This is a genomic window from Streptomyces sp. NPDC051740 (genome assembly GCF_044453165.1).
In the GTDB taxonomy this organism is placed as follows: domain Bacteria; phylum Actinomycetota; class Actinomycetes; order Streptomycetales; family Streptomycetaceae; genus Streptomyces; species Streptomyces atrovirens.
Map to the genome: position 1 here is coordinate 164,849 of NZ_JBITCL010000001.1, position 26,825 is coordinate 191,673.

Annotated in this window: 24 protein-coding genes, 4 tRNA genes and 1 pseudogene; 24 read left to right on the forward strand and 5 right to left on the reverse strand. The window is 68.3% G+C overall.

The genetic code is table 11. From position 1 onward, the window contains the following. Positions 1–32: 32 nt before the first annotated feature. Complete coding sequence (locus tag ACIA6T_RS00780) at positions 33–299, forward strand: GlsB/YeaQ/YmgE family stress response membrane protein (protein WP_399444429.1); 267 nt, start codon at positions 33–35, stop codon at positions 297–299. A 129-nt stretch (positions 300–428) separates the two neighbouring features. On the opposite strand, the gene ACIA6T_RS00785 is transcribed toward ACIA6T_RS00780, so the two are convergent. Continuing rightward, positions 429–917: a YajQ family cyclic di-GMP-binding protein gene (locus tag ACIA6T_RS00785; protein ID WP_024883143.1), complete on the reverse strand. Its 489-nt coding sequence runs from the start codon at positions 915–917 to the stop codon at positions 429–431. Positions 918–1,152: 235 nt separating this feature from the next. Here ACIA6T_RS00785 and ACIA6T_RS00790 point away from each other — a divergent pair. Beyond that, positions 1,153–1,234, forward strand: a tRNA-Tyr gene (locus ACIA6T_RS00790). A 109-nt stretch (positions 1,235–1,343) separates the two neighbouring features. Continuing rightward, on the forward strand, positions 1,344–1,556 hold the full coding sequence (locus ACIA6T_RS00795) for a hypothetical protein (protein ID WP_399444430.1): 213 nt from the start codon (positions 1,344–1,346) through the stop codon (positions 1,554–1,556). On the opposite strand, the gene ACIA6T_RS00800 is transcribed toward ACIA6T_RS00795, so the two are convergent. Both ACIA6T_RS00800 and ACIA6T_RS00805 read right to left on the reverse strand, forming a co-directional pair. After that, positions 1,553–2,209 carry an NAD(P)H-binding protein gene (locus ACIA6T_RS00800; protein ID WP_399444431.1) on the reverse strand — a complete coding sequence of 219 codons (657 nt, stop codon included), beginning with the start codon at positions 2,207–2,209 and terminating at the stop codon, positions 1,553–1,555. The genes ACIA6T_RS00795 and ACIA6T_RS00800 overlap by 4 nt on opposite strands. 63 nt (positions 2,210–2,272) lie before the next feature. Continuing rightward, the gene (locus ACIA6T_RS00805; RefSeq protein WP_399444802.1) at positions 2,273–3,595 is read right to left on the reverse strand and encodes an amidohydrolase family protein; all 1,323 of its coding nucleotides are present in this window, start codon (positions 3,593–3,595) and stop codon (positions 2,273–2,275) included. 199 nt (positions 3,596–3,794) lie between these two features. Here ACIA6T_RS00805 and ACIA6T_RS00810 point away from each other — a divergent pair. The 7 genes and pseudogenes from ACIA6T_RS00810 to ACIA6T_RS00840 form a co-directional block, all read left to right on the forward strand. After that, positions 3,795–3,867 (forward strand) — tRNA-Thr (locus ACIA6T_RS00810). 46 nt (positions 3,868–3,913) lie between these two features. Continuing rightward, positions 3,914–3,986, forward strand: a tRNA-Met gene (locus ACIA6T_RS00815). Between the two features lie 89 nt (positions 3,987–4,075). After that, a complete protein-coding gene (gene rpmG, locus ACIA6T_RS00820; RefSeq protein ID WP_003948671.1) occupies positions 4,076–4,240 on the forward strand; it encodes a 50S ribosomal protein L33 in 165 nt (54 codons plus the stop codon). Positions 4,241–4,379: 139 nt separating this feature from the next. Further along, the gene (locus ACIA6T_RS00825) at positions 4,380–4,832 is read left to right on the forward strand and encodes a MaoC family dehydratase N-terminal domain-containing protein (protein ID WP_399444432.1); all 453 of its coding nucleotides are present in this window, start codon (positions 4,380–4,382) and stop codon (positions 4,830–4,832) included. 8 nt (positions 4,833–4,840) lie between these two features. Next, the gene (locus tag ACIA6T_RS00830) at positions 4,841–5,269 is read left to right on the forward strand and encodes a MaoC family dehydratase (protein ID WP_399444803.1); all 429 of its coding nucleotides are present in this window, start codon (positions 4,841–4,843) and stop codon (positions 5,267–5,269) included. A 53-nt stretch (positions 5,270–5,322) separates the two neighbouring features. Then, positions 5,323–6,378 carry a UDP-N-acetylmuramate dehydrogenase gene (locus ACIA6T_RS00835; RefSeq protein ID WP_399444433.1) on the forward strand — a complete coding sequence of 352 codons (1,056 nt, stop codon included), beginning with the start codon at positions 5,323–5,325 and terminating at the stop codon, positions 6,376–6,378. Between the two features lie 61 nt (positions 6,379–6,439). Next, positions 6,440–6,664 (forward strand): annotated as a pseudogene (locus tag ACIA6T_RS00840) (hypothetical protein); the annotation flags it as partial. 53 nt (positions 6,665–6,717) lie between these two features. Here the strand turns inward: ACIA6T_RS00840 and ACIA6T_RS00845 are convergent. Together ACIA6T_RS00845 and ACIA6T_RS00850 are read right to left on the reverse strand one after the other, a co-directional pair. Next, positions 6,718–7,788: an adenosine deaminase gene (locus ACIA6T_RS00845; RefSeq protein WP_399444434.1), complete on the reverse strand. Its 1,071-nt coding sequence runs from the start codon at positions 7,786–7,788 to the stop codon at positions 6,718–6,720. Positions 7,789–7,911: 123 nt separating this feature from the next. Further along, entirely contained in the window at positions 7,912–9,138 is a 1,227-nt protein-coding gene (locus tag ACIA6T_RS00850) for a pyridoxal phosphate-dependent aminotransferase (protein WP_399444435.1), read from the reverse strand. Between the two features lie 273 nt (positions 9,139–9,411). On the opposite strand from ACIA6T_RS00850, the gene ACIA6T_RS00855 reads away from it, so the two are divergent. The 14 genes from ACIA6T_RS00855 to fusA all read left to right on the forward strand — a co-directional run bounded on the left by ACIA6T_RS00855 (position 9,412) and on the right by fusA (position 26,746). Beyond that, positions 9,412–9,484, forward strand: a tRNA-Trp gene (locus tag ACIA6T_RS00855). A gap of 109 nt (positions 9,485–9,593) precedes the next feature. Further along, entirely contained in the window at positions 9,594–9,881 is a 288-nt protein-coding gene (secE, locus tag ACIA6T_RS00860; RefSeq protein ID WP_399444436.1) for a preprotein translocase subunit SecE, read from the forward strand. 80 nt (positions 9,882–9,961) lie between these two features. Beyond that, positions 9,962–10,807 carry a transcription termination/antitermination protein NusG gene (gene nusG / locus ACIA6T_RS00865; protein ID WP_399444437.1) on the forward strand — a complete coding sequence of 282 codons (846 nt, stop codon included), beginning with the start codon at positions 9,962–9,964 and terminating at the stop codon, positions 10,805–10,807. Positions 10,808–10,975: 168 nt separating this feature from the next. Then, entirely contained in the window at positions 10,976–11,410 is a 435-nt protein-coding gene (rplK, locus tag ACIA6T_RS00870; protein ID WP_073932788.1) for a 50S ribosomal protein L11, read from the forward strand. 83 nt (positions 11,411–11,493) lie between these two features. Then, positions 11,494–12,219 carry a 50S ribosomal protein L1 gene (rplA, locus tag ACIA6T_RS00875; RefSeq protein ID WP_004927356.1) on the forward strand — a complete coding sequence of 242 codons (726 nt, stop codon included), beginning with the start codon at positions 11,494–11,496 and terminating at the stop codon, positions 12,217–12,219. A gap of 166 nt (positions 12,220–12,385) precedes the next feature. Next, on the forward strand, positions 12,386–13,339 hold the full coding sequence (locus ACIA6T_RS00880; protein WP_399444438.1) for a hypothetical protein: 954 nt from the start codon (positions 12,386–12,388) through the stop codon (positions 13,337–13,339). A gap of 303 nt (positions 13,340–13,642) precedes the next feature. After that, positions 13,643–14,173 (forward strand): 50S ribosomal protein L10, encoded by a 531-nt coding sequence (gene rplJ, locus ACIA6T_RS00885; RefSeq protein ID WP_085570272.1) that lies wholly within the window; start codon positions 13,643–13,645, stop codon positions 14,171–14,173. Positions 14,174–14,320: 147 nt separating this feature from the next. Beyond that, entirely contained in the window at positions 14,321–14,704 is a 384-nt protein-coding gene (gene rplL, locus ACIA6T_RS00890; protein WP_149552517.1) for a 50S ribosomal protein L7/L12, read from the forward strand. A gap of 580 nt (positions 14,705–15,284) precedes the next feature. After that, positions 15,285–18,770 (forward strand): DNA-directed RNA polymerase subunit beta, encoded by a 3,486-nt coding sequence (gene rpoB, locus ACIA6T_RS00895; RefSeq protein ID WP_399444439.1) that lies wholly within the window; start codon positions 15,285–15,287, stop codon positions 18,768–18,770. Positions 18,771–18,864: 94 nt separating this feature from the next. Further along, on the forward strand, positions 18,865–22,764 hold the full coding sequence (locus ACIA6T_RS00900) for a DNA-directed RNA polymerase subunit beta' (RefSeq protein WP_399444440.1): 3,900 nt from the start codon (positions 18,865–18,867) through the stop codon (positions 22,762–22,764). A 138-nt stretch (positions 22,765–22,902) separates the two neighbouring features. Continuing rightward, the gene (locus ACIA6T_RS00905) at positions 22,903–23,457 is read left to right on the forward strand and encodes a DUF1707 and DUF4190 domain-containing protein (RefSeq protein ID WP_399444441.1); all 555 of its coding nucleotides are present in this window, start codon (positions 22,903–22,905) and stop codon (positions 23,455–23,457) included. Positions 23,458–23,735: 278 nt separating this feature from the next. After that, complete coding sequence (gene rpsL, locus ACIA6T_RS00910) at positions 23,736–24,107, forward strand: 30S ribosomal protein S12 (RefSeq protein ID WP_003948652.1); 372 nt, start codon at positions 23,736–23,738, stop codon at positions 24,105–24,107. A gap of 2 nt (positions 24,108–24,109) precedes the next feature. Continuing rightward, on the forward strand, positions 24,110–24,580 hold the full coding sequence (gene rpsG / locus ACIA6T_RS00915) for a 30S ribosomal protein S7 (protein WP_003992340.1): 471 nt from the start codon (positions 24,110–24,112) through the stop codon (positions 24,578–24,580). A gap of 39 nt (positions 24,581–24,619) precedes the next feature. Further along, positions 24,620–26,746 (forward strand): elongation factor G, encoded by a 2,127-nt coding sequence (fusA, locus tag ACIA6T_RS00920; RefSeq protein ID WP_371235505.1) that lies wholly within the window; start codon positions 24,620–24,622, stop codon positions 26,744–26,746. Positions 26,747–26,825 lie beyond the last annotated feature (79 nt).

The window sequence follows — 26,825 nt, forward strand, 5'->3', positions numbered from 1 at the left end:
CGAGAACAGCGGGAAAGGGGCAGGTGCACGGAATGACGATCATCAGTTGGATCATCCTGGGACTGCTGGCCGGAGCCATAGCGAAGTTCCTGCTGCCCGGCCGTGACCCGGGCGGCCTCATCGGCACGACGCTGATCGGTGTCGCCGGCGCCTTCATCGGCGGCTGGATATCGGCGCGTTGGCTCGACCACCCGATCACCAAGGACTTCTACGACGGCGCCACCTGGGCCGCCGCGATCGGCGGCTCGCTGGTCCTCCTGATCGCCTACCGCATCCTGTTCGGCCACTCACGCGACTGACCGGGCACCGCGCGGCGGTCCCTGAGCCGCGGCCGGCAGGCGAGAAGGGCGGTCACCGCGCGGGTGCCCACCCTTCCTCGTGCCCGTGCGGCGCGCGAACGCCACCGGTCCCGGCGCGGCCGGCCGGACCTACCGGTAGTTCACGAACTGCAGGGCGAAGTCGAAGTCCTTGCCCTTGAGCAGCGCGATGACGGCCTGCAGGTCGTCGCGGCTCTTGGAGCTGACCCGCAGCTCGTCGCCCTGCACCTGGGCCTTCACGCCCTTCGGGCCCTCATCACGGATGATCTTCGCGACCTTCTTCGCGTTGTCCTGGGAGATGCCCTCCTCGATCGACGCGAAGATCTTGTACTCCTTGCCCGAGAGCTGGGGCTCACCCGCGTCCAGGGCCTTCAGGGAGATGCCCCGTTTGATCAGCTTGGACTGGAAGACGTCGAGGACGGCCTTCACCCGGTCCTCGGAGTTCGCCTCCATGAGGATCTTCTCCCCGGACCACGAGATCGAGGCACCCACGCCCTTGAAGTCGTAGCGCTGCGAGATCTCCTTGGCGGTCTGGTTGAGGGCGTTGTCGACCTCCTGCCGCTCGACCTTCGAGACGATGTCGAAACTGGAGTCGGCCATGTCCTGTGGCTCCTTGTATCGGGGTGCGTACCGGGCTGCGCACCGGATGCGTACCGGCGTACGTGAAGCGGCCCCCGAGCCCGGCATCGGTCCCCGGCCGCATCCGGACCAGCCTAGTCACCCCCCGGCCTCCGGGTGGCGATCAATCGGGTGGCGAAGCACCCCTGTCCATCGGGTATTGTTTACGTCGTTGCCAGGGAGCACCGCCGAAAAGCGGTTCGACGGCAGCAACCCAGGCGGTGTGCCCGAGCGGCCAAAGGGAGCAGACTGTAAATCTGCCGGCTCAGCCTTCCCAGGTTCGAATCCTGGCGCCGCCACACTGGGGAAGACCTCCTCCGGACTGCGGAAACGCAGTCCGGAGGGGGTCTCTTCGTGTTCGTGGGCGCATGCTGTTCGCGGGCGGAGGCACCAGGGCACACTGGCCCCATGTCGTCCCGTCGCCGTTCCTGCCCCGAGTGCCGTCGTGAGATCGCCGTCGTCGCCGGGCGGTACGCGCGGCACGATCCGCCCGGCGCCCGGGGGAGCGGGGAACTGACCTCGTGCCCCGGGTCGCGCAGGCAGGCCCAGTTCGGTGCGGAACAGCCCTCGTTGGACGGTTACGCGGTACCGGAGTTCCCGGGGCAGATGTCCCTCTTCTAGTTGCCGGCCACCGACTTCACGGCCACCGACACCGGCGCGGGGCCGCTGATCAGCTCCAGGGTCAGACCGGCCGTCGCGGGGGTGTCCACCAGCTCCGCCAGCACGGCGGCCACGTCGTCGCGCGGGACCGGGCCGCGGCCCGTGTGGGCCTCCAGGCGGACCAGGCCGGTACCGGCGTCGTTGGTGAGCTGACCGGGCCGCAGGATCGTCCAGTCCAGGGCGTCCAGACCGCGTACGTACGCGTCCGCCTCGCCCTTGGCGCGCAGGTACACGTCGAAGACCTCGTCGCCCTCGTGGGCCGGGTCCGCGCCCATGGACGACACGATCACGAAACGCCGTACGCCCGCGCGGACGGCCGCGTCGGCGAAGAGGACCGCAGCCGCCCTGTCCACCGTCTCCTTGCGGCCCGTACCGCTGCCCGGCCCGGCGCCCGCCGCGAACACCGCCGCGTCCGCCCCCTCCAGCCGCTCGGCGACCTCCTCCACCGACGCCGACTCCAGATCGAGCACGACCGGTTCGGCGCCCAGTTGCCGCAGCTCGTCGGCCTGTTCGGGCTTGCGGATGATGCCCGCCGCCTCGTCCCCGCGCGCGGCGAGCAGCCGCTCCAGCCGCAGCGCGATCTGACCATGACCACCAGCGATGACAATGCGCATGCCTCCGACCGTACGCCGGGGTCGCCCCGTCCGCCGCGCAACGCCCCGGGGACCCGCCCGGCTCTACGCGCTGCCCCGGCCCTGCCGGGGCAGTCCCGGTTCCCCCTCCGCCGACGACGTCTCCGCCGACGAAGCCGCCGCCGACGACGCCAACGACGCCGCCGGACCGCAGTACTCCCGCACCGCGCTCGTCCGCGCCACCACCCGCCCCCCGTGCACCACGATGCGGCTGTACCCCAGCGACAGCGCCCCCGGGAGCCCGTCCCCGCGGACCGCCAGCAGCTCGGCCGGGAAACCCGCCTCCACGCGCACCTCGGGCAGTCCCAGGGCCGCCCGCGCCGACGCGCTCACCGCGGCGTAGGCGTCCTCGGCGGACAGCCCGTGGCGGGAGGCCAGCAGGTACGCCGCCTCCAGCGGGTCGCCGCGGCCCACCGGGTTCGACACGTCCCGCAGGGCACCGCTCCCGGCGGCCACCCGCACCCCCGCCGACCGCAGCAGCCGTACCGGTGCCGAGCCCCGGCGGTCCACGGCGCCGCAGCCGCCCTGCGGCAGGCACACCACCGTCACCCCGGCCGCCGCGAGCCTGTCCGCGGTCCGCGCGGCCGGCTCGGCGGGCAGCCGGGCGAGACCGCCGCACGGGCCGAGGACGACCCCCGGCCGCAGTCCGCCCGCCATGGCCGCGAACCGGGCCGTACGGGCGGGGTCGGCGGCGTCCGTGTGCAGGTCGACGGGGCAGCCGTGTTCGGCGGCGACCTCCAGGACCGCCTCCACGTACCCCGTGGGGTCGGGGTCGAGATCGGGGCAGCCGCCCACCACGGACGCGCCCATCTTCACCGCGTCCCGCAGCACCGCGAGCCCGTCCGCCCCGGCCACCCCGGTCAGCACCCGCGGCACCGCCACCGTCGTCAGTTCGGCCAGCCCGCGCAGCGAGCGCTCCGCCCGCAGTACGGCGGTCAGCGCGCCGAGCCCGGCCACGTCGCCCACGCGTACGTGCGCCCGCAGCGCCGTCGCACCGTGCCCGAGCTGGAGCAGCGCCGCCTTCGTCGCGCGGCACTGGACGTCCCGGGGGTCGTACGAGACGGGGCCGCCGGCGTCGGCGGACAGGGCGGTGTCCGCGTGGGCGTGGGGCTCCGCGGGGGCCGGCAGGAGCAGATAGCCGGTGAGGTCGACCTGTGTGCCGCACGCGCGCGTGCCGTCCGCCGCCAGGCTGCCGGCCGTACCGACCGCCTCGATGCGCCCGCCGCCCAGCAGTACGTCCACGGTCCGGCCGTCGGTGAGACGCGCGCCGCACAGCAGCAGCGGGGCCGGATCGACCGCAGCCGGAGCCGGAGCCGGATCCGAGGACGAGGGCGGACGGGACGGTGGCTGCGGCCGGCTGTCGGGCATCGCGTTCCAGGGGCTCGGGCTGCGTACGGGGAGCAGGGGCACGCAGGCAAGATCACGCAGAGTGAGTCCGAGCCTAGGCCGGGGGCCCGTCCCTCGCCGGGAGGAGCCCAATAGTCGTACCGGCGTGGTCCACCCGGGAGAGGGGGGCCGAAACGGATTTGGGCGATCGGCGGCGGACCGTGTAATGTCTTCATCGCTCGCCCCAATAGCTCAGTCGGCAGAGCGTCTCCATGGTAAGGAGAAGGTCAACGGTTCGATTCCGTTTTGGGGCTCTGGTGTGAGAGGTTCCCGCCGCGAGGCGGGGCCCGATCGCATCAAAGCGGTGTAGCTCAGTCGGTAGAGCAAGCGGCTCATAATCGCTGTGTCACCGGTTCAAGTCCGGTCACCGCTACAGACAGTAGCCGATTGCGGGGTCGGTCCTTCGATCGGCTACTCTTCATTGCGTAAATACAGTCAATCCGTTCGTCAAGGAGCACTCACGTGGCTGCCACCGACGTCCGCCCGAAGATCACGCTGGCCTGCGTGGAGTGCAAGGAGCGGAACTACATCACCAAGAAGAACCGGCGTAACAACCCGGACCGTCTTGAGATGAAGAAGCACTGCCCGCGTTGCAACGCGCACACCGCGCACCGCGAAACGCGATAAAACAGGCTCGTACACGAGGCCGTCCCCCCAGCCAGGGGGGCGGCCTCGTGTCGTTTTCCCGTTGGCCGGATACGGTCAGGACCGGCCGACCGCAGGCAGACACCCGCAGAGACAGCCAGACACAGGAGGTGCCGCGCGCATGGCGCTCGACCAGTCCTTCGTGGGGCGGAGCTACCCGCCCACCGAGCCCTACGAGGTGGGCCGGGAGAAGATCCGCGAGTTCGCCGAGGCGGTGGGGGACGCCAACCCGGCGTACACGGACGCGGAGGCCGCCAAGGCGCTCGGCCACCCCGATGTGATCGCCCCGCCCACCTTCGTGTTCGCGATCACCTTCAAGGCCGCCGGACAGGTCGTCGCCGACCCGCAGCTCGGCCTCGACTACAGCCGGGTGGTGCACGGCGACCAGAAGTTCGCCTACGTCCGTCCCGTGCGCGCCGGTGACCGGCTCACGGTCACCTCGACCATCGAGGCGGTCAAGTCGATGGCGGGCAACGACATACTGGACATCCGCGGCGAGGTGCACGACCAGGCCGGCGAACACGTCGTGACCGCCTGGACCAAGCTGGTGGCCCGCGCGGCCGAGGAGGCGTGACCAACACCATGACGGCGAAGATCTCCTACGCCGACGTCGAGGTCGGCACCGAGCTGCCCGCACAGACGTTCCCCGTGACCCGGGCCACCCTCGTCCAGTACGCGGGCGCCTCCGGCGACTTCAACCCCATCCACTGGAACGAGAAGTTCGCCAAGGAGGTCGGCCTCCCCGACGTCATCGCGCACGGCATGTTCACCATGGCCGAGGCGATCCGCGTGGTGACCGACTGGACGGGCGACCCGGGCGCGGTCGTCGAGTACGGCGTCCGCTTCACCCGGCCGGTCGTCGTCCCCGATGACGACCGGGGCGCCGTCATCGAGGTCAGTGGCAAGGTCGCCGCCAAGCTCGACGACCACACGGTCCGCGTCGACCTCACCGCGACCAGCGCCGGACAGAAGGTGCTGGGCATGTCGCGGGCGGTCGTCCGGCTGAGCTGAGCCGAGCCGGACGCGGCGGGGGCTTGTCGGTGCCGTCTCGTAGTCTTGGGCCCGTGCAGGAACTCCACGACGCCCCCCTCGCCCCGCTGACCACCTTCCGGCTGGGCGGCCCCGCGACCCGGCTGGTCACCGCGACGACCGACGACGAGGTGATCGCCGTCGTCCGCGAGGCCGACGACAGCGGTACGCCGCTGCTGGTCATCGGCGGCGGCTCCAACCTGGTCATCGGCGACAAGGGCTTCGACGGCACCGCCCTCGTCGTCGCGACCAAGGGCTTCACCCTGGACGGCACACGCCTGGAGCTGGCCGCCGGCGAGGTGTGGACCGACGCCGTCGCCCGCACCGTGGAGGCGGGTCTCGCCGGCATCGAGTGCCTGGCCGGCATCCCCGGCTCGGCGGGCGCCACCCCGATCCAGAACGTCGGGGCGTACGGCCAGGAGGTCTCCTCCACCATCACCGAGGTCGTCGCCTACGACCGCCGCACCCGCGAGACCGTCACCCTCGGCAACGAGGAGTGCGCCTTCTCGTACCGCCACAGCCGCCTCAAGGCCGACCCCGAGCGTTACGTCGTCCTGCGGGTGCGTTTCGAACTGGAGGACGCGGGCGGCCTCTCCGGGCCCGTCAAGTACGCCGAGACGGCCCGTGTCCTCGGTGTCGCGCCGGGCGACCGGGTACCGCTGGCCACAGCCCGCGAGACGGTGCTGAAGCTCCGCGCGGGCAAGGGCATGGTCCTGGACCCCGAGGACCACGACACCTGGTCGGCCGGCTCCTTCTTCACCAACCCGATCCTCGACGACGAGGCGTTCGCGGCCTTCCGCGCGCGTGTACGGGAGCGGCTCGGCGACGGCGTGGAGCCCCCCGCGTATCCCGCGGGCGAGGGACACACCAAGACGTCCGCGGCCTGGCTGATCGACAAGGCCGGCTTCACCAAGGGCTACGGCCAGGGCCCGGCCCGCATCTCCACCAAGCACACCCTCGCCCTCACCAACCGGGGCGAGGCGACGACCGAAGACCTCCTCGCCCTGGCCCGGGAAGTCGTCGCGGGCGTCCGCGGCGCGTTCGGCGTCACCCTGGTCAACGAACCGGTCACGGTGGGCGTCAGCCTGTAGCCGAATCTCCGTCGCCGTCCGGCGCACGGGTCCGCGATCCTGGGCGCGTGAAGCCGGCCCCATGCATCTGAGACTGCGCGAGTTCCGTCCCCGGACCGGCCCGCGCGAGCACCGCGTCGTCCAGCCCCGGCACATCCTGCGCCGCACCTCGCCGCGTGCCCCGGAACCGATCGGCCTGCTCCTCGGCGACCACGACGGGCTGAACCGGCTCGTCGTCCTGTTCTCCTTCGCCGCGTACTCGCGCCGCACGATCGTCCATGTGCCGCTGTGCCCACCCGTGCCGCCCTGGGGGTATCTCCCAGGCCCTTGAGGCACTGGGGGAGGCACGATCGCCGACAGTTACGCCGGGGCGGTGAGCCAGTCGTCCACCCCTGCCAGCAGCTTTGCCTTCACGTCCTCCGGGGCCGTTGAGCCTCGTACCGACTGGCGGGCCAGTTCGGCCAGTTCCGGGTCCGTGAAGCCGTGGTGGTTCCGTGCGATCTCGTACTGGGCCGCCAGGCGGGAGCCGAACAGCAGGGGGTCGTCCGCGCCCAGCGCCAGGGGTACGCCCGCTTCGAAGAGGGTCCGCAGCGGTACGTCCTCGGGCTTGTCGTAGACGCCCAGCGCCACGTTCGACGCCGGGCACACCTCGCACGTCACCTGGCGGTCCGCGAGCCGCTTCAGCAGCCGTGGGTCCTCCGCCGCCCGTACGCCGTGTCCGATGCGGTCCGCCTCCAGGTCGTCCAGGCAGTCCCGTACCGACGCCGGGCCCGTCAGCTCGCCGCCGTGCGGCGCCGACAGCAGCCCGCCCTCACGCGCGATCGCGAACGCGCGGTCGAAGTCGCGGGCCATCCCGCGCCGCTCGTCGTTGGAGAGGCCGAACCCCACGATCCCCCGGTCCGCGTACCGCACCGCCAGCCGGGCCAGCGTGCGCGCGTCCAGGGGATGCTTCATCCGGTTGGCCGCCACCAGCACCCGCATCCCGATCCCGGTGTCCCGCGCCGCCGCGTCCACCGCGTCCAGGATGATCTCCAGTGCCGGGATCAGCCCGCCCAGCCGGGGCGCGTACGACGTCGGGTCCACCTGGATCTCCAGCCAGCCCGAGCCGTCCCGCACCTCCTCCTCCGCCGCCTCCCGCACAAGGCGCCGGATGTCGTCCGGCTCCCTGAGGCACGAGCGCGCCGCGTCGTACAGCCGCTGGAAGCGGAACCAGCCGCGCTCGTCCGTGGCCCGCAGTCTCGGCGGCTCCCCGCTCGTCAGGGCGTCGGTCAGCGCCTCGGGCAGGCGCACGCCGTACTTGTCGGCCAGCTCCAGCAGGGTGGTGGGCCGCATGGACCCGGTGAAGTGCAGGTGCAGATGGGCTTTCGGCAGCTCAGAGAGATCACGTACACGCGGGGGGTTCGGGGGGTACCCCCCTGAAGAGCTCAGCATTCGCCGATCCTGCCGCACGCTCCCGCCGTCCCGGTAGCGGTTTCCCCATTCGTGGTCTTGCTCGCACAAACAAACAGGGGCGCACGGGAGGAGACCCGGGCGCCCCTGTGGGGGAGGGCGACGTCAGTCGCGCGCCTCCGCCAGCAGCTTCTGGATCCGGCTCACGCCCTCGACGAGGTCCTCGTCGCCCAGCGCGTACGACAGCCGCAGGTAGCCCGGCGTGCCGAACGCCTCACCCGGCACCACCGCGACCTCGGCCTCCTCCAGGATGAGTGCCGCCAGCTCGACGGAGCTCTGCGGCCGCTTGCCCCGGATCTCCTTGCCGATCAGCGCCTTCACCGAGGGATAGGCGTAGAACGCGCCCTCGGGCTCCGGGCAGACCACGCCGTCGATCTCGTCGAGCATCCGCACGATGGTCTTCCGCCGGCGGTCGAAGGCCTCACGCATGGTCGCGACGGCGTCCAGGTCGCCGGAGACGGCGGCGAGTGCGGCCACCTGGGCGACGTTGGAGACGTTCGACGTGGCGTGCGACTGGAGGTTGGTCGCGGCCTTCACCACGTCCTTCGGGCCGATGATCCAGCCGACCCGCCAGCCCGTCATCGCGTACGTCTTCGCGACACCGTTGACCACGATGCACTTGTCGCGCAGCTCGGGCAGGAGCGCGGGCAGCGACACCGACACGGCGTCGCCGTAGACCAGGTGCTCGTAGATCTCGTCCGTCAGCACCCACAGGCCGTGCTCGACGGCCCAGCGGCCGATCGCCTCGGTCTCGGCCTCGCTGTAGACCGCGCCGGTCGGGTTCGACGGGGAGACGAAGAGGACGACCTTCGTCTTCTCGGTGCGGGCCGCCTCCAGCTGCTCCACGCTCACCCGGTAACCGGTCGTCTCGTCGGCGACCACCTCGACCGGGACACCGCCGGCCAGCCGGATCGACTCCGGGTACGTCGTCCAGTACGGCGCCGGGACGATGACCTCGTCGCCCGGGTCGAGGATCGCGGCGAAGGCCTCGTAGATGGCCTGCTTGCCGCCGTTGGTGACCAGGATCTGCGACGGGTCGACCTCGTAGCCGGAGTCGCGCAGCGTCTTCGCGGCGATCGCGGCCTTCAGCTCCGGCAGACCGCCGGCCGGCGTGTACCGGTGGTACTTCGGGTTCTTGCAGGCCTCGATCGCGGCCTCGACGATGTAGTCAGGCGTCGGGAAGTCGGGCTCACCGGCACCGAAGCCGATCACCGGTCGCCCGGCGGCCTTGAGGGCCTTGGCCTTGGCGTCCACGGCGAGGGTGGCGGACTCGGAGATCGCACCGACTCGGGCGGAGACCCGGCGCTCGGTGGGAGGGGTTGCAGCGCTCATGGGGCCCATCGTTCCAGACCGGAAACCCACGCGGCACGAGGGTTTCACGTACTGAACAACACCGGGCAAACCCCTGAACACCAGTCCGGATCGATGCCGCCGGTCCACCACGGCCGGGACGGTCCTCCGCCGGAACGGTGCCTCCCGCGTACTTTCTGTTCGACGCCCGGCCCAGGAACACGTACACTCTCACCTCGTTGGCCTTCAGCGGCCCGCGCTCAGCCGGTGCACACCAAGCATCCGGTCGGATGCGGTACGTTGGGGGACACACAAAGGGTCGTAGCTCAATTGGTAGAGCACTGGTCTCCAAAACCAGCGGTTGGGGGTTCAAGTCCCTCCGGCCCTGCTACACACACCTTCGCCAGGATGTGTGCGCATGTACGTACAGCAATGCACCGCCGTGCGGGCTCAGACCGGGCGCGGCACGGCCACGACCCGGAATCAGGTGAGGACGAGTGACGGACGCCGTGGGCTCCATCGACATGCCTGATGCCCAGGACGAGGCGCCGGACTCCCAGAAGAAGACCCGCAAGGGCGGCAAGCGGGCCAAGAAAGGCCCGCTGAAGCGCCTCGCGCTCTTCTACCGCCAGATCATCTCGGAGCTCCGCAAGGTCGTCTGGCCGACCCGAAACCAGCTGACGTCGTACACGACCGTCGTGATCGTCTTCGTCGTCCTGATGATCGGTCTGGTCACCCTGATCGACTATGGTCTCAGTCACGCCGCCAAGTACGTCTTCGGCTGAGCCGAGAGCGAAGAGCGCCGAGGTATCCGGCGCTCCTTTTCGCATGTTCCACCCCTTGTATCCAGGAAGAAGCAGCCACCGTGTCTGACCCGAACGTGAACGACGCCGTTGAGCCTTACGGCGAAGGGGCCGAGTCCGCCGAGGACGCGCTCGCCGCCGTCGAGGGCCCGGACGTCGAGGACACCGAGGCCTTCGCCGAGGCCGAGGCTGCCGACACCACCGCGGACGAGAGCGCCGAGACGGACGAGAGCGCCGAGACGGAAGAGAGCGCCGAGGCCGTGGAAGCGGCCGAGGAGCCCGAGGACGACCGTGACCCGGTCGAGAAGCTCCGTGAGGAACTGCGGACGCTGCCCGGCGAGTGGTACGTCATCCACACGTACGCGGGTTACGAGAACCGGGTGAAGACCAACCTGGAGCAGCGCGCCGTCTCGCTGAACGTCGAGGACTACATCTTCCAGGCCGAGGTGCCGCAGGAAGAGGTCGTCCAGATCAAGAACGGCGACCGCAAGACGATCCGCCAGAACAAGCTGCCGGGCTACGTCCTGGTCCGCATGGACCTGACGAACGAGTCCTGGGGCGTCGTCCGCAACACCCCCGGTGTCACCGGCTTCGTGGGCAACGCCTACGACCCGTACCCGCTGACGTTGGACGAGATCGTCAAGATGCTCGCCCCGGAGGCCGAGGAGAAGGCCGCCCGCGAGGCCGCCGAGGCCGAGGGCAAGCCGGCCCCGCAGCGCAAGGTCGAGGTCCAGGTGCTGGACTTCGAGGTCGGCGACTCGGTCACCGTCACCGACGGCCCGTTCGCCACGCTGCAGGCGACCATCAACGAGATCAACCCCGACTCCAAGAAGGTCAAGGGCCTGGTGGAGATCTTCGGCCGCGAGACCCCGGTCGAGCTCTCCTTCGACCAGATCCAGAAGAACTAGCTCTTCTGGCACACAGCTTCCGAACAGGTCAGGCGGGCGTGCGAGCGTCCGTCTGACCTGCTCGGTTTTTGGCCGCGCATCTATACCCGTTATCGTTGTGCGGTATGCCTGCGTCCGGGTTGTCCCCATGACGCGGGCAGGACCCGAACCGAAAGGACCCGGAGAGCCATGCCTCCCAAGAAGAAGAAGGTCACGGGGCTCATCAAGCTCCAGATCCAGGCCGGTGCCGCGAACCCGGCTCCGCCGGTCGGCCCCGCGCTGGGTCAGCACGGCGTGAACATCATGGAGTTCTGCAAGGCCTACAACGCCGCGACCGAGTCGCAGCGCGGCTGGGTCATCCCGGTGGAGATCACGGTCTACGAGGACCGTTCCTTCACCTTCGTCACCAAGACCCCGCCGGCCGCCAAGATGATCCTCAAGGCCGCGGGTGTGGAGAAGGGCTCCGGCGAGCCGCACAAGACCAAGGTCGCGAAGATCACCGCCGACCAGGTCCGTGAGATCGCCACGACCAAGATGCCCGACCTCAACGCCAACGACCTGGACGCCGCGTCGAAGATCATCGCCGGCACCGCCCGTTCCATGGGCATCACGGTCGAGGGCTGACCTCCACCCCCGTAAGCCAAGCAGTAGTGGAAGGGCCGGCTCGGCCCGGACCACGACTCCTCGACAATTCACAGGAGCTTTCAGTGAGCAAGCGCAGCAAGTCTCTCCGCGCTGCGGACGCCAAGATCGACCGGGAGAAGCTGTACGCCCCGCTCGAGGCCGTCCGTCTCGCCAAGGAGACGTCCACGACCAAGTTCGACGGCACCGTCGAGGTCGCCTTCCGTCTGGGTGTCGACCCGCGCAAGGCCGACCAGATGGTCCGTGGCACCGTGAACCTCCCGCACGGCACCGGTAAGACCGCCCGGGTCCTGGTCTTCGCGACCGGTGACCGTGCCGAGGCCGCGCGTGCCGCGGGCGCCGACATCGTCGGCGCCGACGAGCTGATCGACGAGGTGTCGAAGGGCCGTCTGGACTTCGACGCCGTCGTCGCCACCCCGGACCTCATGGGCAAGGTCGGCCGCCTCGGCCGCGTGCTCGGTCCCCGTGGCCTGATGCCGAACCCGAAGACCGGCACCGTGACCCCGGACGTCACCAAGGCCGTCAACGACATCAAGGGCGGCAAGATCGAGTTCCGCGTCGACAAGCACTCGAACCTGCACTTCATCATCGGCAAGACGTCGTTCGACGACACCAAGCTGGTGGAGAACTACGCAGCGGCGCTGGAGGAGATCCTCCGTCTGAAGCCGTCCGCCGCCAAGGGCCGCTACATCAAGAAGGCCGCCATCACCACCACGATGGGCCCCGGCATTCCGCTCGACTCCAACCGCACCCGCAACCTCCTCGTCGAGGAGGACCCGGCCGCCGTCTGAGCCGGGCGGGCCGGGTGACCGGCCCGTGCACACCGCGAAAAACCCGTCCCCGCGTCTCGTCCGAGGCGCGGGGGCGGGTTTTTTCGTACGACAGTGTCAGTGGCGTGGGTTACCTTTCTTCTGACTTCACAGGTGTGACACAGCGAAACAACCAGGGGTGGGATTCATGGGCATGGCCGCATGGAAGCGCGTGGGTGTCTGTCTGACGGCCGCGGCCGTCGTCGCGGGCGTCGCGGGCTGTCAGGACGGTGACGGGGGCGGGACGAAGAAGAAGGCCGCCGACTCGGCGGAGTCCGGGGTCCAGACGCAGAACGAGATGACGAAGGTCCTCCAGGCGGCCTTCAGGAACACCTCGGAGGCCAAGTCCTCCAAGGTCCGGATGACCATGACGACGCCGGCCGGGGTGGACGGCGGCGGCACCATGGAGCTCTCCGGCGTACAGGGCTGGGACCCGGCCGTCATGGACGTCACCATGAAGGGCTCCATGCTCACGGCGGGCGACCCGGACGCGCCCGAGCGGGTCCGCATGATCATGCTCGACAACGTCATGTACATGGACATGGGCGCGAAGCAGGCCGCCGAGATGGACGGCAAGCGCTGGATGAAGATGGACTTCGCCGCCATCGCCGAGGCGTCCGGCGACCCCGAGATCCAGAAGCAGATGACCGGCGGCCTGGAGAACATGAACCAGGACCCGGCGAAGCAGCTCGCCCTCCTGCTGGAGTCGCCGAGCCTGAAGCACGTCGGCCCGGAGAAGGTCGACGGCGTCCAGACGCAGCGCTACAAGGGCACGCTGAGCTTCGAGGAGATGATCGACGCCAACAAGTCGTTCGACCTGCTCTCCGAGAAGGAGCGCGAGGACCTGATCGCCACCGCCAAGAAGTCGGGCCTGAAGGGGTACGACACCCAGGTCTGGGTGAACGAGGACAACTACCCGGTCAAGATGGCCGTCGGCATGAAGACGCCGCAGGGCACGATGAACATGACGGCCAACTACTCCGACTACGGTGCCAAGGCCGAGGTCGAGGCACCGTCGGCGAGCGAGACCTTCGACCTCATGGAAATGCTGAAGGAGCTGGAGGACCTCGGGGCGGACCCCGAGGCCGGCCTCGACTCCTGAAGGACCTGACGCTCCCGATCGGCCGATTTGCTTGACGCCGATCCGTTCGCGTACTCTTCCACGGAAGCCAAAGACCGCTGGTCGTTGCCGTGAGCTCGTCAGAGTTCACGGTGGCCGAAGGATCCGCTGAACTGCGGACGACCCGCGCAGGTGTCAGTGGAAGAGTTCCCGGAGTTCGCTGCCGCAAGGAAGCGAGCAACCGGTTGAGCTACGCCCCGTGCGCCTGCGCCGGGGCGTTTCGTTTTCCCCAGTCCTCCTTCGGGTCCGCGCGGTCCGAATCACCCGGAAGGAGGCCGAGGCTCTATGGCGAGGCCCGACAAGGCTGCCGCGGTTGCCGAGTTGACGGACCAGTTCCGCAACTCCAGCGCCGCCGTGCTGACCGAGTACCGCGGTCTCACCGTGGCCCAGCTCAAGCAGCTGCGCCGTTCGCTCGGTGAGAACGCCCAGTACGCCGTGGTGAAGAACACGCTGACCAAGATTGCGGCCAACGAGGCCGGGATCTCGACGCTGGACGACCTGTTCAACGGTCCGACGGCAGTCGCCTTCGTCACCGGTGACCCGGTGGAGTCGGCGAAGGGTCTTCGTGACTTCGCCAAGGACAACCCGAATCTCGTCATCAAGGGCGGTGTCCTTGACGGCAAGGCGCTGTCCGCCGACGAGATCAAGAAGCTTGCGGACCTCGAGTCCCGCGAGGTTCTGCTCGCCAAGCTGGCGGGCGCTTTCAAGGGCAAGCAGACGCAGACTGCTCAGCTCTTCCAGGCGCTCCCCTCGAAGCTCGTCCGCACCGTGGACGCGCTCCGTGCCAAGCAGGACGAGCAGGGCGGTGCCGAGTAATTCGGCTCGCTCCCCGATCCTCGCCGCGTGAACCGCACGCGATGAGGATCGACGCGGGCCCGACGTCTACGGAGTAATGCCGTCAGGCATACGCCCGCCTCACCCCGTACACCCGGCACCTGCCGATTTAGTGGAAGGACCGCCATCATGGCGAAGCTCAGCCAGGAAGACCTGCTCGCCCAGTTCGAGGAGATGACCCTCATCGAGCTCTCCGAGTTCGTGAAGGCCTTCGAGGAGAAGTTCGACGTCACCGCCGCCGCCGCCGTCGCCGTCGCCGGCCCGGCCGGTCCGGCCGCCCCGACCGAGGCCGCCGAGGAGAAGGACGAGTTCGACGTCATCCTCACCGGTGCCGGCGACAAGAAGATCCAGGTCATCAAGGTCGTGCGTGAGCTGACCTCCCTGGGTCTGAAGGAGGCCAAGGACCTCGTGGACGGCGCCCCGAAGCCCGTCCTCGAGAAGGTCGCCAAGGACGCCGCCGAGAAGGCCGCCGAGTCCCTCAAGGGCGCCGGCGCCTCCGTCGAGGTCAAGTAACACCTTCGGGGTCCCCACGGGTCCCCTGCGCGTCCCCAGGGACGTGTAACGCTCAAGCGCTGAGGAGCGATCATCCATCCGGGTGGTCGCTCCTCGGCGTATGAGGGGTCCGGCGGCCGCTGCCTTGCACCCGGGACGGCGGGGAGTAAGGTGATCTTCGTTGTGCCTCCGGGGACCACGAAGATCTGCCTGGTGGCAGGCGGTTCCGGCGAGAGGGGCCTTGACGAACCGCACGCAGCGCGCAATTCTCAGGACGCGTCGTCACAAGGATCCGAATCCGAGGCATGGATCGACGGCAAAGAGGGCAGTATCAACGTGCGTTGAGGGCAGCGCCGTGTCGCAGGAGTTGAGAAGAACGAGGGCCTCCACCGGTTCCGTAAACCGGCATTGGACATCAGTGTGCCAAATGGCTACACTGACCCTTTGCGCTGCCTGTTAGCTGTCCCCTGCCCGTCACCAGGGGCATGCCCTCGCTCGAGCACCGACGACTAGATCATCTCTGACCTGGGATGTCTGTCTCTCTGCCCAGTGGGGGGCCGGTACGCGCGTAGTGAGTCCGAGCCCTCGGAAGGACCCCCTCTTGGCCGCCTCGCGCAACGCCTCGACCGCGAATACGAACAACGGTGCCAGCACCGCCCCGCTGCGCATCTCCTTTGCAAAGATCAAGGAGCCTCTCGAGGTTCCGAACCTGCTCGCGCTGCAGACCGAAAGCTTCGACTGGCTGCTCGGGAACACCGCTTGGCAGAGTCGGGTCGAGGAGGCTCTCGAGAGCGGGCACGACGTCCCCACCAAGTCCGGTCTGGAGGAGATCTTCGAAGAGATCTCCCCGATCGAGGACTTCTCCGGGTCGATGTCGCTGACCTTCCGCGACCACCGCTTCGAGCCGCCGAAGAACTCCATCGACGAGTGCAAGGACCGCGACTTCACGTACGCGGCCCCGCTCTTCGTCACCGCCGAGTTCACCAACAACGAGACCGGCGAGATCAAGTCCCAGACCGTCTTCATGGGCGACTTCCCGCTCATGACGAACAAGGGCACGTTCGTCATCAACGGCACCGAGCGTGTCGTGGTGTCGCAGCTCGTCCGTTCGCCGGGTGTCTACTTCGACTCCTCCATCGACAAGACGTCCGACAAGGACATCTTCTCCGCCAAGATCATCCCGTCCCGGGGTGCCTGGCTGGAGATGGAGATCGACAAGCGCGACATGGTCGGTGTCCGTATCGACCGCAAGCGCAAGCAGTCCGTCACCGTCCTCCTGAAGGCGCTCGGCTGGACCACCGAGCAGATCCTCGAGGAGTTCGGCGAGTACGAGTCCATGCGCGCCACCCTGGAGAAGGACCACACCCAGGGCCAGGACGACGCGCTGCTCGACATCTACCGCAAGCTGCGTCCGGGCGAGCCCCCCACGCGTGAGGCCGCGCAGACGCTGCTGGAGAACCTGTACTTCAACCCCAAGCGCTACGACCTCGCGAAGGTCGGCCGCTACAAGGTGAACAAGAAGCTCGGCGGGGACGAGCCGCTGGACGCCGGCGTGCTCACCACCGACGACATCATCGCCACCATCAAGTACCTGGTGAAGCTGCACGCCGGGGAGACCGAGACGGTCGGCGAGTCCGGTCGCTCGATCATGGTCGAGACCGACGACATCGACCACTTCGGCAACCGTCGTATCCGCAACGTCGGCGAGCTGATCCAGAACCAGGTCCGTACGGGTCTCGCCCGTATGGAGCGCGTCGTGCGCGAGCGCATGACCACCCAGGACGTCGAGGCGATCACGCCGCAGACCCTGATCAACATCCGGCCGGTCGTCGCCTCCATCAAGGAGTTCTTCGGCACCAGCCAGCTGTCGCAGTTCATGGACCAGAACAACCCGCTGTCGGGGCTGACGCACAAGCGTCGTCTGAACGCCCTCGGCCCGGGTGGTCTCTCCCGTGAGCGGGCCGGCTTCGAGGTCCGTGACGTGCACCCGTCGCACTACGGCCGCATGTGCCCGATCGAGACGCCCGAAGGCCCGAACATCGGTCTGATCGGTTCGCTCGCCTCGTACGGCCGGATCAACCCGTTCGGCTTCATCGAGACGCCGTACCGCAAGGTCGTCGAGGGCCAGGTCACCGACGAGGTCGACTACCTGACCGCCGACGAGGAGGACCGCTTCGTCATCGCGCAGGCCAACGCCCCGCTCAACGACGACATGCGGTTCGTCGAGAACCGGATCCTGGTCCGCCGCCGTGGCGGCGAGGTCGACTACGTCCCCGGTGACGACGTCGACTACATGGACGTCTCGCCGCGCCAGATGGTGTCGGTCGCGACCGCCATGATCCCGTTCCTCGAGCACGACGACGCCAACCGCGCCCTCATGGGCGCGAACATGATGCGCCAGGCCGTGCCGCTGATCAAGAGCGAGTCCCCGCTCGTCGGCACCGGCATGGAGTACCGCTCCGCCGTCGACGCCGGCGACGTGGTCAAGGCCGAGAAGGACGGTGTGGTCCAGGAGGTCTCCGCGGACTACATCACCACCGCCAACGACGACGGCACGTACATCACGTACCGCCTGGCCAAGTTCTCGCGCTCCAACCAGGGCACCTCGGTCAACCAGAAGGTCATCGTCAACGAGGGCGACCGGATCATCACCGGCCAGGTCCTCGCCGACGGCCCGGCCACCGAGAACGGCGAGATGGCGCTCGGCAAGAACCTGCTGGTCGCGTTCATGCCGTGGGAGGGTCACAACTACGAGGACGCGATCATCCTGTCGCAGCGCCTCGTGCAGGACGACGTCCTCTCCTCGATCCACATCGAGGAGCACGAGGTCGACGCCCGTGACACCAAGCTCGGCCCCGAGGAGATCACCCGGGACATCCCGAACGTCTCCGAGGAGGTCCTCGCCGACCTCGACGAGCGCGGCATCATCCGCATCGGTGCCGAGGTCGTCGCCGGCGACATCCTCGTCGGCAAGGTCACGCCCAAGGGTGAGACCGAGCTGACCCCCGAGGAGCGGCTGCTGCGCGCGATCTTCGGTGAGAAGGCCCGCGAGGTCCGTGACACCTCGCTGAAGGTGCCGCACGGCGAGATCGGCAAGGTCATCGGCGTCCGCGTCTTCGACCGCGAGGAGGGCGACGAGCTGCCGCCGGGCGTGAACCAGCTGGTCCGCGTCTACGTCGCGCAGAAGCGCAAGATCACCGACGGTGACAAGCTCGCCGGCCGCCACGGCAACAAGGGCGTCATCTCCAAGATCAACCCGATCGAGGACATGCCGTTCCTGGAGGACGGCACCCCGGTCGACATCATCCTCAACCCGCTGGGTGTCCCGTCCCGAATGAACCCGGGACAGGTCCTGGAGATTCACCTCGGCTGGCTCGCCAGCCGCGGCTGGGACGTCTCCGGCCTCGCGGAGGAGTGGGCCGAGCGGCTCCAGGCCATCGGCGCCGACAAGGTCGAGCCCGGCACCAACGTCGCCACCCCGGTCTTCGACGGTGCGCGTGAGGACGAGCTCGCGGGTCTGCTCCAGCACACCATCCCGAACCGCGACGGCGAGCGCATGGTGCTCCCGTCCGGCAAGGCGCGGCTGTACGACGGCCGCTCGGGCGAGCCGTTCCCGGAGCCGATCTCGGTCGGCTACATGTACATCCTGAAGCTGCACCACCTGGTCGACGACAAGCTGCACGCCCGTTCGACCGGCCCGTACTCCATGATCACCCAGCAGCCGCTGGGTGGTAAGGCTCAGTTCGGTGGCCAGCGGTTCGGCGAGATGGAGGTGTGGGCACTCGAGGCGTACGGCGCCGCCTACGCCCTCCAGGAGCTGCTGACCATCAAGTCCGACGACGTCACCGGCCGCGTGAAGGTCTACGAGGCCATCGTCAAGGGCGAGAACATCCCCGAGCCCGGCATCCCCGAGTCCTTCAAGGTCCTCATCAAGGAGATGCAGTCCCTGTGCCTGAACGTGGAGGTGCTGTCCAGCGACGGTATGTCCATCGAGATGCGTGACACCGACGAGGACGTCTTCCGCGCTGCGGAGGAGCTCGGCATCGACCTGTCCCGGCGCGAGCCGAGCAGCGTCGAAGAGGTCTGACGGGAGTGGGGCGGCCTTCCCCGTGAAGGCCGCCCGCCCCAGGACCCCCGTATCAGACCCCAAGACTTACAACCCTGAGAGGGATTGACGCATAGTGCTCGACGTCAACTTCTTCGACGAGCTCCGGATCGGTCTGGCCACCGCTGACGACATCCGTCAGTGGAGCCACGGCGAGGTCAAGAAGCCCGAGACCATCAACTACCGCACCCTCAAGCCCGAGAAGGACGGACTCTTCTGCGAGAAGATCTTCGGTCCGACCCGGGACTGGGAGTGCTACTGCGGCAAGTACAAGCGCGTCCGCTTCAAGGGCATCATCTGTGAGCGCTGTGGCGTCGAGGTCACGCGCGCCAAGGTGCGCCGCGAGCGGATGGGCCACATCGAACTGGCCGCGCCCGTCACGCACATCTGGTACTTCAAGGGCGTTCCGTCGCGCCTCGGCTACCTGCTCGACCTCGCCCCGAAGGACCTGGAGAAGGTCATCTACTTCGCGGCGTACATGATCACGTACGTCGACGAGGAGCGCCGCACCCGCGACCTGCCCTCGCTGGAGGCCCACGTCTCCGTCGAGCGCCAGCAGGTCGAGAACCGCCGCGACGCCGACCTGGAGGCCCGCGCCAAGAAGCTCGAGACCGACCTGGCCGAGCTGGAGGCCGAGGGCGCCAAGGCCGACGTGCGCCGCAAGGTGCGCGAGGGTGCCGAGCGCGAGATGAAGCAGCTGCGCGACCGCGCGCAGCGCGAGATCGACCGCCTCGACGAGGTGTGGACCCGGTTCAAGAACCTCAAGGTCCAGGACCTCGAGGGCGACGAGCTCCTCTACCGCGAGCTGCGTGACCGCTTCGGCACGTACTTCGACGGCTCGATGGGTGCCGCGGCGCTGCAGAAGCGCCTGGAGTCCTTCGACCTCGAGGAGGAGGCCGAGCGTCTCCGCGAGATCATCCGCACCGGCAAGGGCCAGAAGAAGACCCGTGCGCTCAAGCGGCTGAAGGTCGTCTCCGCGTTCCTGCAGACGTCCAACAGCCCCAAGGGCATGGTGCTCGACTGCGTGCCGGTCATCCCGCCGGACCTGCGTCCGATGGTGCAGCTCGACGGTGGCCGCTTCGCGACCTCCGACCTGAACGACCTGTACCGCCGTGTCATCAACCGCAACAACCGCCTGAAGCGGCTTCTCGACCTCGGCGCGCCCGAGATCATCGTGAACAACGAGAAGCGCATGCTCCAGGAGGCCGTCGACGCGCTCTTCGACAACGGCCGTCGTGGCCGCCCGGTGACGGGCCCCGGCAACCGTCCGCTGAAGTCGCTGTCCGACATGCTCAAGGGCAAGCAGGGCCGCTTCCGTCAGAACCTGCTCGGCAAGCGAGTCGACTACTCGGCGCGTTCCGTGATCGTCGTCGGCCCGCAGCTCAAGCTGCACCAGTGCGGTCTGCCGAAGGCCATGGCGCTGGAGCTCTTCAAGCCGTTCGTGATGAAGCGCCTGGTCGACCTGAACCACGCGCAGAACATCAAGTCGGCCAAGCGCATGGTCGAGCGCGGCCGCACGGTCGTGTACGACGTGCTCGAAGAGGTCATCGCGGAGCACCCGGTTCTGCTGAACCGTGCGCCCACCCTGCACCGCCTCGGCATCCAGGCCTTCGAGCCGCAGCTGGTCGAGGGCAAGGCCATCCAGATCCACCCGCTCGTCTGCACCGCGTTCAACGCGGACTTCGACGGTGACCAGATGGCCGTGCACCTGCCGCTGTCCGCGGAGGCGCAGGCCGAGGCCCGCATCCTGATGCTGTCCTCGAACAACATCCTCAAGCCGGCCGACGGCCGTCCGGTGACGATGCCGACCCAGGACATGGTCCTCGGTCTGTTCTTCCTCACCACCGACGGCGAGATGCGCGACCTCAAGGGCGAGGGCCGTTCCTTCGCCTCGGTCGCGGAGGCGATCATGGCCTTCGACGCGGGCGAGCTGTCGCTCCAGTCGAGGATCGACGTCCGCTTCCCGGTCGGCACCATCCCGCCGCGCGGCTGGACCCCGCCGGCGCGCGAGGAGGGCGAGCCCGAGTGGCAGCAGGGTGACAGCTTCCGGCTGAACACCACCCTGGGCCGCGCGCTCTTCAACGAGCTGCTGCCCGAGGACTACCCGTTCGTCGACTACGAGGTCGGCAAGAAGCAGCTCTCCGAGATCGTCAACGACCTCGCCGAGCGCTACCCGAAGGTCATCGTGGCGGCGACGCTCGACAACCTGAAGGCGTCCGGCTTCTTCTGGGCCACCCGCTCCGGTGTCACCGTCGCCATCTCCGACGTCGTCGTTCCCGAGGCGAAGAAGGAGATCGTCAAGGGTTACGAGGCGCAGGACGAGAAGGTCCAGAAGCAGTACGAGCGCGGTCTGATCACCAAGGACGAGCGCACGCAGGAGCTCATCAACATCTGGACCAAGGCGACCAACGAGGTCGCCGAGGCGATGAACGACAACTTCCCGAAGACCAACCCGATCTTCATGATGGTGAACTCGGGCGCACGAGGCAACATGATGCAGATGCGTCAGATCGCCGGTATGCGTGGTCTGGTGTCGAACGCGAAGAACGAGACGATCCCGCGTCCGATCAAGGCGTCGTTCCGTGAGGGCCTGTCCGTGCTGGAGTACTTCATCTCCACGCACGGTGCCCGTAAGGGTCTGGCGGACACCGCTCTGCGTACCGCCGACTCGGGTTACCTCACCCGTCGTCTGGTCGACGTCTCCCAGGACGTCATCATCCGCGAGGAGGACTGCGGCACCGACCGCGGTCTGCGTCTCAAGATCGCGAGCCGGGACGAGACGGGCGTGCTCCGCAAGGAGGGCGACGTCGAGACCTCCGTGTACGCGCGCTGCCTCGCCGAGGACATCGTGGTCGACGGACAGGTGCTGGCCCCGGCCGGCACCGACCTGGGCGACGTCCTCATCGAGGAGCTCGTCTCCCGCGGCGTCGAGGAGGTCAAGACCCGCTCGGTCCTGACCTGCGAGTCCGCCGTCGGCACCTGCGCGATGTGCTACGGCCGTTCGCTGGCCACCGGCAAGCTGGTCGACATCGGTGAGGCGGTCGGCATCATCGCCGCCCAGTCCATCGGTGAGCCCGGTACCCAGCTGACGATGCGTACCTTCCACACCGGTGGTGTGGCCGGTGACGACATCACCCAGGGTCTGCCCCGTGTCGTCGAGCTCTTCGAGGCCCGTACGCCGAAGGGTGTCGCCCCGATCTCCGAGGCCTCCGGCCGCGTGCGGATCGAGGAGACCGAGAAGACCAAGAAGATCGTCGTCACCCCGGACGACGGCAGCGACGAGACGGCGTTCCCGATCTCGAAGCGCGCCAAGGTCCTGGTCGGCGAGGGCGACCACGTCGAGGTGGGCCAGCAGCTCACCGTGGGTGCCACCAACCCGCACGACGTGCTGCGCATCCTGGGTCAGCGTGCCGTCCAGGTCCACCTGGTCGGCGAGGTCCAGAAGGTCTACAACTCGCAGGGTGTGTCGATCCACGACAAGCACATCGAGATCATCATCCGGCAGATGCTGCGCCGTGTGACGATCATCGAGTCGGGCGACGCCGAGCTGCTGCCCGGCGAGCTGGTCGAGCGCTCCAAGTTCGAGACCGAGAACCGTCGTGTGGTCCAGGAGGGCGGTCACCCGGCCTCCGGTCGTCCGCAGCTGATGGGTATCACCAAGGCCTCGCTGGCGACGGAGTCCTGGCTGTCGGCCGCCTCCTTCCAGGAGACGACCCGAGTCCTGACGGACGCGGCGATCAACGCCAAGTCCGACAGCCTCATCGGCCTCAAGGAGAACGTCATCATCGGTAAGCTCATCCCGGCCGGTACGGGCCTGTCCCGCTACCGCAACATCCGGGTCGAGCCGACCGAGGAGGCCAAGGCCGCGATGTACTCGGCCGTCGGCTACGACGACATCGACTACTCGCCGTTCGGCACGGGCTCCGGCCAGGCCGTTCCGCTGGAGGACTACGACTACGGTCCGTACAACCAGTAAGGCGTACGTCTGAAGCACTGAGGGGCGGTCACTCCGTACGGGGTGGCCGCCCCTCGGCTTCGTGTGCCGAACCGGTGCCGGAACGGCCGTCCGAGTGCATCATGGAGGGACCCGGTGTGACGGGGGAGATGGTGTCCGGTGTCGTATTCGCCGTATCCGCAGGGACAGCCCTGGCAGCCCTGGCAGCAGGGGCCCGGTGTGCCGCAGCCGTGGGGCGGGCAGGCCGTCCCGTCGATGCTGGCCTCGCACGCCGACCGGGAGCGGGCCGTGGACGTCCTCAGAGCCGGGTACGGGGAGGGGCGGCTGGAGAAGCCCGAGTTCGACCGGAGGGTCGCGCGGGCGTACGCCGCCCGTACGGTGGGGGAGCTGGCGCTGCTGGTGGCCGACCTGCCGCAGGGGCCCGTACCGCATGCGGCGCCCGTCGTGCCGGCGGTGTTCCGGCCGGTGTCCCGGGCGCGGGTGAACGGCAAGGCGGTCGCCTCCGCCGTCTGCGGCGGGCTCTGCCTGTTCACCTTCGGGCTCACCGGCATCCCGGCGGTGATCCTGGGGCACATGGCGCGGGCCGAGATCGCGCGTACGGGGGAGGAGGGCGACGGACTGGCGCTGACCGGTCTGGCGCTCGGCTGGCTGGCGAACGGGGCGTGGGTGGTCCTGATGCTGCTGTCGTTCGCGCTCGCGCTGGCCTCCGGTTGACAATCGAAGACCGGCGTGTTCCGCCTGGCGGCGCGGGCCGGGCCCATTTGTTTTGACCGCAGCGAATGCGATAGGTACGCTCAGACCTTGTGCCTGGGGTGTGCCCTGGCCTTCGTGCGTGCCATCACACCGCACCGGGGGCTGAGAAACGGCCACCGCAATCCACACGTTCTTTCCGTCGTGCGGCGGAGGTTCGCGGGATTCGACACACCCGACCGCGTGGGTCGGCGATGTTCCAGGTTAGCTTCACCATTCGGCACACAGAAACCGGAGAAGTAGTGCCTACGATCCAGCAGCTGGTCCGGAAGGGCCGGCAGGACAAGGTCGAGAAGAACAAGACGCCCGCACTCGAGGGTTCGCCCCAGCGTCGCGGCGTCTGCACGCGTGTGTTCACGACCACCCCGAAGAAGCCGAACTCGGCCCTGCGTAAGGTCGCGCGTGTGCGTCTGACCAGCGGGATCGAGGTCACCGCTTACATTCCGGGTGAGGGGCACAACCTGCAGGAGCACTCCATCGTGCTCGTGCGCGGCGGCCGTGTGAAGGACCTGCCGGGTGTTCGCTACAAGATCATCCGCGGTTCGCTTGACACCCAGGGTGTGAAGAACCGCAAGCAGGCCCGCAGCCGCTACGGCGCCAAGAAGGAGAAGTAAGAATGCCTCGTAAGGGCCCCGCCCCGAAGCGCCCGGTCATCATCGACCCGGTCTACGGTTCTCCTCTGGTGACCTCCCTGATCAACAAGGTGCTGCTCAACGGCAAGCGCTCCACCGCCGAGCGCATCGTCTACGGCGCCATGGAGGGTCTGCGTGAGAAGACGGGCAACGACCCGATCATCACGCTGAAGCGCGCGCTGGAGAACATCAAGCCGACCCTCGAGGTCAAGTCCCGCCGTGTCGGTGGTGCGACGTACCAGGTTCCGATCGAGGTCAAGCCCGGTCGTGCCAACACGCTCGCGCTGCGCTGGCTGGTCGGTTACTCCCGCGCCCGTCGCGAGAAGACCATGACCGAGCGTCTGCTCAACGAGCTTCTCGACGCCTCCAACGGCCTGGGTGCCGCTGTGAAGAAGCGCGAGGACACGCACAAGATGGCCGAGTCCAACAAGGCCTTCGCGCACTACCGCTGGTAGTCGCTACCCACATCGAGACCGAGAGAAGACTGAAGCCTTATGGCTACCACTTCACTTGACCTGGCCAAGGTCCGCAACATCGGGATCATGGCCCACATCGACGCGGGCAAGACGACCACCACCGAGCGGATCCTGTTCTACACCGGTGTGTCGTACAAGATCGGTGAGGTCCACGACGGCGCCGCCACCATGGACTGGATGGAGCAGGAGCAGGAGCGTGGCATCACGATCACGTCCGCTGCCACCACCTGTCACTGGCCGCTCGAGGACAACGACTACACGATCAACATCATCGACACCCCGGGGCACGTCGACTTCACCGTCGAGGTGGAGCGCTCCCTGCGTGTGCTCGACGGTGCCGTGACCGTGTTCGACGGTGTCGCCGGTGTCGAGCCGCAGTCCGAGACGGTGTGGCGTCAGGCCGACCGTTACGGCGTCCCGCGCATCTGCTTCGTCAACAAGCTGGACCGTACCGGCGCCGAGTTCCACCGCTGCGTGGACATGATCTCGGACCGCCTGGGCGCCCAGCCGCTCGTCATGCAGCTCCCGATCGGTGCCGAGGCCGACTTCCAGGGCGTCGTGGACCTGGTCCGCATGAAGGCGCTCGTGTGGTCCGCCGAGGCCGCCAAGGGCGAGATGTACGACGTCGTCGACATCCCGGCCACGCACACCGAGGCCGCCGAGGAGTGGCGCGGCAAGCTGGTCGAGGCCGTCGCCGAGAACGACGAAGAGATCATGGAGCTGTACCTGGAGGGCCAGGAGCCCACCGAGGAGCAGCTGTACGCCGCGATCCGTCGCATCACCATCGCCTCCGGCAAGTCCAGCGACACCACGGTCACCCCGGTGTTCTGCGGCACCGCGTTCAAGAACAAGGGCGTCCAGCCCCTGCTCGACGCGGTCGTGCGCTACCTGCCGACCCCGCTCGACGTCGAGGCCATCGAGGGTCACGACCCGAAGGACGCCGAGACCGTCGTCAGGCGCAAGCCGTCCGAGGACGAGCCGCTGGCCGCGCTCGCGTTCAAGATCATGAGCGACCCGCACCTCGGCAAGCTCACCTTCGTCCGGGTCTACTCGGGCCGCCTGGAGTCCGGCACCGCCGTGCTGAACTCCGTCAAGGGCAAGAAGGAGCGCATCGGCAAGATCTACCGCATGCACGCCAACAAGCGTGAGGAGATCGAGTCGGTGGGCGCCGGCGACATCGTCGCCGTCATGGGCCTGAAGCAGACCACCACCGGTGAGACGCTGTCCGACGACAAGAACCCGGTCATCCTGGAGTCCATGGACTTCCCGGCGCCGGTCATCCAGGTCGCCATCGAGCCCAAGTCGAAGGGCGACCAGGAGAAGCTGGGCGTCGCGATCCAGCGTCTGGCCGAGGAGGACCCGTCCTTCCAGGTCCACTCGGACGAGGAGACGGGCCAGACCATCATCGGTGGTATGGGCGAGCTGCACCTCGAGGTGCTGGTCGACCGCATGCGCCGTGAGTTCAAGGTCGAGGCCAACGTCGGCAAGCCCCAGGTCGCCTACCGCGAGACGATCCGCAAGGCCGTCGAGCGCGTGGACTACACCCACAAGAAGCAGACCGGTGGTACCGGTCAGTTCGCCAAGGTGCAGATCGCGATCGAGCCGATCGAGGGCGGCGACGCCTCGTACGAGTTCGTGAACAAGGTGACCGGTGGCCGCATCCCGAAGGAGTACATCCCTTCGGTGGACGCCGGTGCGCAGGAGGCCATGCAGTTCGGCATCCTGGCCGGCTACGAGATGACGGGCGTCCGCGTCACGCTCATCGACGGTGGCTACCACGAGGTCGACTCCTCCGAGCTCGCGTTCAAGATCGCCGGTTCGCAGGCCTTCAAGGAGGCCGCGCGCAAGGCTTCGCCCGTGCTCCTGGAGCCGATGATGGCCGTCGAGGTCACCACGCCCGAGGACTACATGGGTGAGGTCATCGGCGACATCAACTCCCGCCGTGGCCAGATCCAGGCCATGGAGGAGCGGGCCGGTGCCCGCGTCGTGAAGGGTCTCGTGCCCCTCTCGGAGATGTTCGGCTACGTCGGCGACCTGCGCAGCAAGACGTCCGGCCGTGCCAGCTACTCCATGCAGTTCGACTCCTACGCCGAGGTTCCGCGGAACGTCGCCGAGGAGATCATCGCGAAGGCCAAGGGCGAGTAACGGACTCCGTTTAACGGACCCCGTTCACACGCTTTAGGCTTGACCCCGGAGCCTGCAAGGGGCATTCCACCGCCAACCC

Coding starts and splice junctions, on each gene's coding strand:
- ACIA6T_RS00845 (WP_399444434.1), bottom strand. CDS start 7,788: ATGCTGAGCTCTTCAGGGGGGTACCCCCCGAACCCCCCGCGTGTACGT.
- ACIA6T_RS00795 (WP_399444430.1), top strand. CDS start 1,344: ATGTCGTCCCGTCGCCGTTCCTGCCCCGAGTGCCGTCGTGAGATCGCC.
- rplL (WP_149552517.1), top strand. CDS start 14,321: ATGGCGAAGCTCAGCCAGGAAGACCTGCTCGCCCAGTTCGAGGAGATG.
- ACIA6T_RS00780 (WP_399444429.1), top strand. CDS start 33: ATGACGATCATCAGTTGGATCATCCTGGGACTGCTGGCCGGAGCCATA.
- ACIA6T_RS00800 (WP_399444431.1), bottom strand. CDS start 2,209: ATGCGCATTGTCATCGCTGGTGGTCATGGTCAGATCGCGCTGCGGCTG.
- ACIA6T_RS00785 (WP_024883143.1), bottom strand. CDS start 917: ATGGCCGACTCCAGTTTCGACATCGTCTCGAAGGTCGAGCGGCAGGAG.
- ACIA6T_RS00880 (WP_399444438.1), top strand. CDS start 12,386: ATGGGCATGGCCGCATGGAAGCGCGTGGGTGTCTGTCTGACGGCCGCG.
- rplJ (WP_085570272.1), top strand. CDS start 13,643: ATGGCGAGGCCCGACAAGGCTGCCGCGGTTGCCGAGTTGACGGACCAG.
- ACIA6T_RS00850 (WP_399444435.1), bottom strand. CDS start 9,138: ATGAGCGCTGCAACCCCTCCCACCGAGCGCCGGGTCTCCGCCCGAGTC.
- rpsG (WP_003992340.1), top strand. CDS start 24,110: ATGCCTCGTAAGGGCCCCGCCCCGAAGCGCCCGGTCATCATCGACCCG.
- ACIA6T_RS00805 (WP_399444802.1), bottom strand. CDS start 3,595: ATGCCCGACAGCCGGCCGCAGCCACCGTCCCGTCCGCCCTCGTCCTCG.
- fusA (WP_371235505.1), top strand. CDS start 24,620: ATGGCTACCACTTCACTTGACCTGGCCAAGGTCCGCAACATCGGGATC.
- ACIA6T_RS00825 (WP_399444432.1), top strand. CDS start 4,380: ATGGCGCTCGACCAGTCCTTCGTGGGGCGGAGCTACCCGCCCACCGAG.
- rplK (WP_073932788.1), top strand. CDS start 10,976: ATGCCTCCCAAGAAGAAGAAGGTCACGGGGCTCATCAAGCTCCAGATC.
- ACIA6T_RS00830 (WP_399444803.1), top strand. CDS start 4,841: ATGACGGCGAAGATCTCCTACGCCGACGTCGAGGTCGGCACCGAGCTG.